The organism is Sphingobium sp. ba1, assembly GCF_000743655.1.
In the GTDB taxonomy this organism is placed as follows: Bacteria; Pseudomonadota; Alphaproteobacteria; order Sphingomonadales; family Sphingomonadaceae; genus Sphingobium.
In genome coordinates this window covers 195,943-200,791 of the sequence record NZ_JPPQ01000006.1, presented here as the reverse complement: position 1 = coordinate 200,791, position 4,849 = coordinate 195,943, and the positions used below count along the sequence as shown (strand labels likewise).

The 4,849-nt window shown below is 63.4% G+C and carries 7 protein-coding genes; 3 read left to right on the top strand and 4 right to left on the bottom strand.

The annotated features are described in order from the left end of the window. Together cobT and IL54_RS01100 are read left to right on the top strand one after the other, a co-directional pair. A partial coding sequence (gene cobT / locus IL54_RS01105) for a cobaltochelatase subunit CobT (RefSeq protein ID WP_037472528.1) occupies positions 1 to 1,581 on the top strand: 1,581 nt, incomplete at its 5' end. A gap of 3 nt (positions 1,582 to 1,584) precedes the next feature. Beyond that, on the top strand, positions 1,585 to 2,055 hold the full coding sequence (locus IL54_RS01100; RefSeq protein WP_037472293.1) for a GreA/GreB family elongation factor: 471 nt from the start codon (positions 1,585 to 1,587) through the stop codon (positions 2,053 to 2,055). Positions 2,056 to 2,106: 51 nt separating this feature from the next. Here the strand turns inward: IL54_RS01100 and IL54_RS01095 are convergent, their stop codons facing one another. The 3 genes from IL54_RS01095 to IL54_RS01085 all read right to left on the bottom strand — a co-directional run bounded on the left by IL54_RS01095 (position 2,107) and on the right by IL54_RS01085 (position 3,598). Continuing rightward, positions 2,107 to 2,598, bottom strand: coding sequence for a Dps family protein (locus tag IL54_RS01095; RefSeq protein ID WP_037472525.1), 492 nt, complete (start codon positions 2,596 to 2,598; stop codon positions 2,107 to 2,109). Between the two features lie 99 nt (positions 2,599 to 2,697). Further along, on the bottom strand, positions 2,698 to 3,264 hold the full coding sequence (locus tag IL54_RS01090) for a TMEM165/GDT1 family protein (protein ID WP_037472291.1): 567 nt from the start codon (positions 3,262 to 3,264) through the stop codon (positions 2,698 to 2,700). A 13-nt stretch (positions 3,265 to 3,277) separates the two neighbouring features. Continuing rightward, on the bottom strand, positions 3,278 to 3,598 hold the full coding sequence (locus IL54_RS01085) for a hypothetical protein (protein ID WP_037472290.1): 321 nt from the start codon (positions 3,596 to 3,598) through the stop codon (positions 3,278 to 3,280). A 212-nt stretch (positions 3,599 to 3,810) separates the two neighbouring features. On the opposite strand from IL54_RS01085, the gene rpmG reads away from it, so the two are divergent. Beyond that, complete coding sequence (gene rpmG, locus IL54_RS01080; RefSeq protein ID WP_037472289.1) at positions 3,811 to 3,978, top strand: 50S ribosomal protein L33; 168 nt, start codon at positions 3,811 to 3,813, stop codon at positions 3,976 to 3,978. 370 nt (positions 3,979 to 4,348) lie between these two features. On the opposite strand, the gene IL54_RS01075 is transcribed toward rpmG, so the two are convergent. Beyond that, the coding region (locus IL54_RS01075; protein ID WP_156106051.1) for a PhoX family protein at positions 4,349 to 4,849 on the bottom strand (501 nt) is incomplete at its 5' end.

Sequence of the window (4,849 nt, the reverse complement as noted above, 5' to 3'; positions counted from 1 at the left end):
GCGCCCGGCGAGGCGGTGGCGCGGGCGGTGTTCGATGCGGTCGAGCAGGCACGGGTCGAGGCGATCGGGTCGCGGGCGATGGCGGGGGTGCGCGCCAACCTCAACCATGCGTTGGACATGCGGCTGAAATCCGATGCGATCCGCCGGGCGCGGTCGGCCGACGAGGTGCCCTTGTCCACCGCGCTGGCGCTCAAGGTGCGCGAACGGCTGACCGGACAGGCGATCCCCAAGGATGTCGCGGCGGGCGTGGCGATGGTCGATCAGTGGATCGAGGACAAGGCCGGGCATGATCTGGATGCGCTGGCGCTGGCGATCGATGACCAGCGCGCGTTCCAGAAGCTGACTACCGCGATGCTGGAACATCTGCAACTGATCGACGCCGATGTGCCGCCTGATCTGGACGAGCCTGAGGCACAGGATGAGGGCGAAGATCAGGAGGATCAGTCCGAGGACGGCGACAGCGGGCAGGACGAGTCCGGCGACAGCGATGTGAATGCTGAGGCGCGCGCCGAGGACCAGGGCGGCGACACCGAAGAGGGTGAGACCGACTATAGCGACGAGTTCGAAGCCGACAGCGATGCGGGCGCGGACGATATGGGCGAGGAAGGCATGATGCCGGTCCGCCCCAATCGGCCCATGTCCGACCTGCCGCCGGGGTTCGATTACAAGGCCTATACGCTCAAGCATGACGAGATCGTCACGCCCGACGAATTGTGCGATGAGGATGAGCTGGTGCGGCTGCGCGGCTTCCTCGACCAGCAATTGGTCAGTTTGCAGGGGGCGGTGACCAAGCTCGCCAACCGGCTGCAACGGCGGTTGATGGCGCAGCAGTCGCGGTCGTGGGATTTCGACCAGGATGAGGGGATGCTGGACGCGGCGCGGCTGGCGCGGGTCATCATCGATCCCACCCGGTCGCTGACCTACAAGATCGAGCGCGATACCGAGTTTCGCGATACGGTGGTGACGCTGCTGATCGATAATTCAGGTTCGATGCGCGGACGGCCGATCAGCATCGCGGCGATCAGCGCCGACATCATGGCGCGCACGCTGGAGCGGTGCGGGGTCAAGACCGAGATATTGGGCTTTACCACGCGGGCGTGGAAGGGCGGGCAGGCGCGCGAGGAGTGGCTGGCGGCGGGGCGTCCGCCGATGCCGGGACGGCTCAATGACCTGCGCCACATCGTCTACAAGAAGGCCGATGATCCATGGCGGCGGGCGCGCAAGAATCTGGGCTTGATGATGCGCGAGGGGCTGCTGAAGGAAAATATCGACGGCGAGGCGCTGCTGTGGGCGCATAGCCGGTTGATCGCGCGCCAGGAGGAACGGCGCATATTGATGGTGATTTCCGATGGTGCGCCGGTCGATGATTCGACCCTGTCGGTCAATAGCGGCACCTATCTGGAGCGGCATTTGCGGCAGGTGATCGACTGGATCGAGAACCGCTCGCCGGTGCAGCTGGTCGCGATCGGCATCGGCCATGATGTGACGCGCTATTATAAGCGGGCGGTGACGATCATGGACGCCGAGCAATTGGGCGGGACCATGGTGGAGCAGCTTGCTGGGTTGTTCGATGAGGATTGAGGCATGAGCGTCGCCTTTCGCCGTGAGGGCGATGACGAGCATATGGAGCCGAAGTTCGAGCTGCCGCTGCCGTCCGGTCCCAATTGGGTGACGGCGCGGGGGCTGCGGCTGACGCAGGAGATGGCGGCGACGCTGGAGGCGGTCGATACCGGCACCATGGAGGAAGAGGCCGCCAAGAAGCATAAGCGGTTGTTGCGCTATTGGCGGACAAGGCGGGCGACGGCGCAATTGCAGCCGGTGGCTGATGGCGAGGCGGTGGGTTTTGGGTGCCGTGTGACCTATCGCCTGAATGGGCGGGACAAGAGTGTCATGATCGTGGGCGATGACGAGGCCGATCCAGCCGATGGGCGGATCAGTTTTTCCTCACCGCTCGCACGCGCGATGATGGACGCGGGCGTTGGCGAGACGGTCGATTTTGCTGGGAAGGCGGACGCGATCGAGATCTTGGCGATCGCGCCGATCACGGAAGAATAAGGTCGAAGCGCGCAAGGGACATGCCCCGTGCGCGCTCCGACAAGCCTGCTGTTACGCGCCGCGGCCTGCTTCGAACAGGAACCAGGCGCGCTGTTCGGCCTGGTCGGTCCAGTCATCGACAACGCCTTCGGTGGCATTGTCACCTGCGTCGGCGGCCGCTGCTTTCACGACGCGGAAGGCTTCGACCAGCGCCAGATTGTCGTCGCGCAATTCCTTGAGCATGTCGGCCGGGCTGACGAAATCGGCGTCATTGTCCTTGAGGCTCTGGTGACGCGAAATGTCGCCGATCGAGCGCAGGGTGACATTGCCGGTCTTGCGCACGCGCTCGGCGATCAGGTCGGTCGTGGCGAGAATTTCGGCGGCCTGTTCATCGAACATCAGATGATAGTCGCGGAAATGCGGGCCGGAGACGTGCCAGTGGAAATTCTTGGTCTTGAGGTAGAGCGCATAGCTGTCCGCGAGCGCACCGTTCAGCGCCTGCGCAACGGACTTGGTCTCGTTGCTCTTAAGGTCGGTCGGGGTCTTGAGATCGGGGGCTGTCATGGATGTGCTCCTGTTGCGCGAAATGGTTTCGAACATATAATGATCGGCAATCCATAAGGTGCCACCAAAAAACGCGATCAGCCTTATGAAAGAAAACGATCAGAGCAGGCCGAGCGCCGTAATCGCCATGATGCCGCCCGTCAGCAGCAGGATCGCCGCCCCCGCGCCGCGAATGAGGCGCACAGGGATGGACGCCAGCAGGCGGTCGCGCAGCAGGACGATGGGCACCAGCGCCGCGACGACGCCGATCGCGCCGCCGATTGCGGCCAGCGCCGGGTCGCCCGTGCGGGTGGCGATGCCCAGGATGAGAAATTGCGGACCATCGCCGAAACCCAGGATGAAAAGGCCAAGCGCGGTCGTCAGGAACGCGCCGGTCGGCCAGCCGGTGAGCGTGTCGGGCATCTTGACCCGCCAGAGCAGCCCGGCGCCCAGGAACAGGACCGACAGCGCGAGGAACAGCAGCCGGGCATCCGCGCCCAGCATCGGGCCGATCCAGGCCCCGGCGAAGGCGGAGATCAGCGCATTGGCGGTAGCCGCGACGATGATCCCGGCGATGACTGCGCCATTGCGGTCGTAGCGCGTCGCCAAAGCGAGAATGAGCAACTGGCTCTTGTCGCCGATTTCGCCGAGCAGGCAGCCAAGCAGGGCAAGCAGCAGGGCGTCCATCAGCGGCGCGCGTTCAGGCGCGCAGCGCGATAGGCGGCGTGGCGCGGGCGACGGGCGGCATCATGGTGGCGACCGGCCTCTCCGTCGCGATCGCGTCGCGCATCAGGTCAAGATAGGACAGCACCACCGGGCCAAGACCGTGCAGCGACAGGGCCGATTCGAGCGTGCCTGCCAGCCCTTCGACTGCATCGAGGTGAAAGGCGCGGGCGATATGCCGGATCTGGTCGACCTCGTCATGCAGGCGCACCACGGATACATGGCCGCGTTCGCTCGCAATCCCGTCGACCCGGCGCATCAGGTCCGCCAATATGGCCAGCATCGGATCATGTCGCATGGGAAGCCTTCCCTCTTCTTGCCCCGATGGCGATCATGCGCTTATGGGGTTAAGGCCGCGTAAACCGGCATGACGGCGGCCGACGATCATGGCCCAGCCTTGACATCAACCCGAATCTGCCCCAAGGGCGGGCGCTGAAACGGGGCAGCCCTCCTCGACACGCTTGGGGGGACGCTTTTTCTTTTACATGATTCGACCAGGGATTTTGGGCCATGGCCAAGCCAGCAACTGTCAAGATTCGCCTCGTCAGCACGGCTGACACCGGCTTCTTCTACGTCACCAAGAAGAACCCGCGCACCAAGACCGAGAAGTTCAGCTTCAAAAAATATGACCCCGTCGTGCGCAAGCATGTCGAGTTCAAGGAAGCCAAGATCAAGTAAGCCGTTGCGGACTTTTCGTCCGTACGCCTGATCGGTTTTTGTTACAGCAAAAGGCCCGTCCCTTAGGGGAACGGGCCTTTTGCTGTTGGTTTGGTAAGCGAGTGGAGAAGGCGTAATCGATAGGCCCCCAGTCTAAAGCCCCTACCCTCGACGGGCAGCGGCTATCGCATATGGCACCCAACCTATCCAAAGTCGTCACCCTGAACTTGTTTAGCTGCGCTGGCCTGCGGCTCAGGGTCCATTTCTCCTCACGAGCCGCCGCTTTTGGGGCACGATGGATGCTGAAACAAGTTCAGCATGACGAAGAAAAATGGGATCCGTTTCATATACGATAGCCCCTCCCCCCGAAGGGGAAGGGGCTTGTCCGATCTTAGTTGCCGACGGGCTTGGCGTCCGTGCGGCGCACGACGATGGTCGAGGAGCGTGGCTGCTGCCCGGCCACCGGCCAGTTGCCGGTCGGATGCTGGATGTTCACGAAGAAGGTCTTGAGGTCCGGCGTGTAGGCGAGGCCGGTGATTTCGCAACCGGTTGGCCCCACCAGGAAGCGGGTCGACTTCTTCGTGGTCTGATCGACATAATACATCGCATTATTGCCGAAGACCGATGTCGTCGAACTGCTGGTGCTGGCGTCGGTCTGCACCCACAAGCGACCCTTGGGATCGATCCGCAGGCCGTCGGGGCTGGAGAAGGGATCGCCGTTGATGTCGCCCTTCAGATTGGCCTCGGCCAGGGTCGGGCTGCCCGCGAGCAGGAAGATTTCCCAGGTGAACTTCATGGCGAGCGGCGAATTGCCCTCTTCCTTGAACTTGATGATGTGGCCATGGCGATTGGTCGCGCGCGGATTGGCGGCATCGGTGGTGACACGGCGGCT

Excerpts from the sequence above, each read along its gene's own strand:
- IL54_RS01100 (WP_037472293.1), top strand. The coding sequence starts at position 1,585 with ATGAGCGTCGCCTTTCGCCGTGAGGGCGATGACGAGCATATGGAGCCG.
- IL54_RS01095 (WP_037472525.1), bottom strand. The coding sequence starts at position 2,598 with ATGACAGCCCCCGATCTCAAGACCCCGACCGACCTTAAGAGCAACGAG.
- IL54_RS01090 (WP_037472291.1), bottom strand. The coding sequence starts at position 3,264 with ATGGACGCCCTGCTGCTTGCCCTGCTTGGCTGCCTGCTCGGCGAAATC.
- IL54_RS01085 (WP_037472290.1), bottom strand. The coding sequence starts at position 3,598 with ATGCGACATGATCCGATGCTGGCCATATTGGCGGACCTGATGCGCCGG.
- rpmG (WP_037472289.1), top strand. The coding sequence starts at position 3,811 with ATGGCCAAGCCAGCAACTGTCAAGATTCGCCTCGTCAGCACGGCTGAC.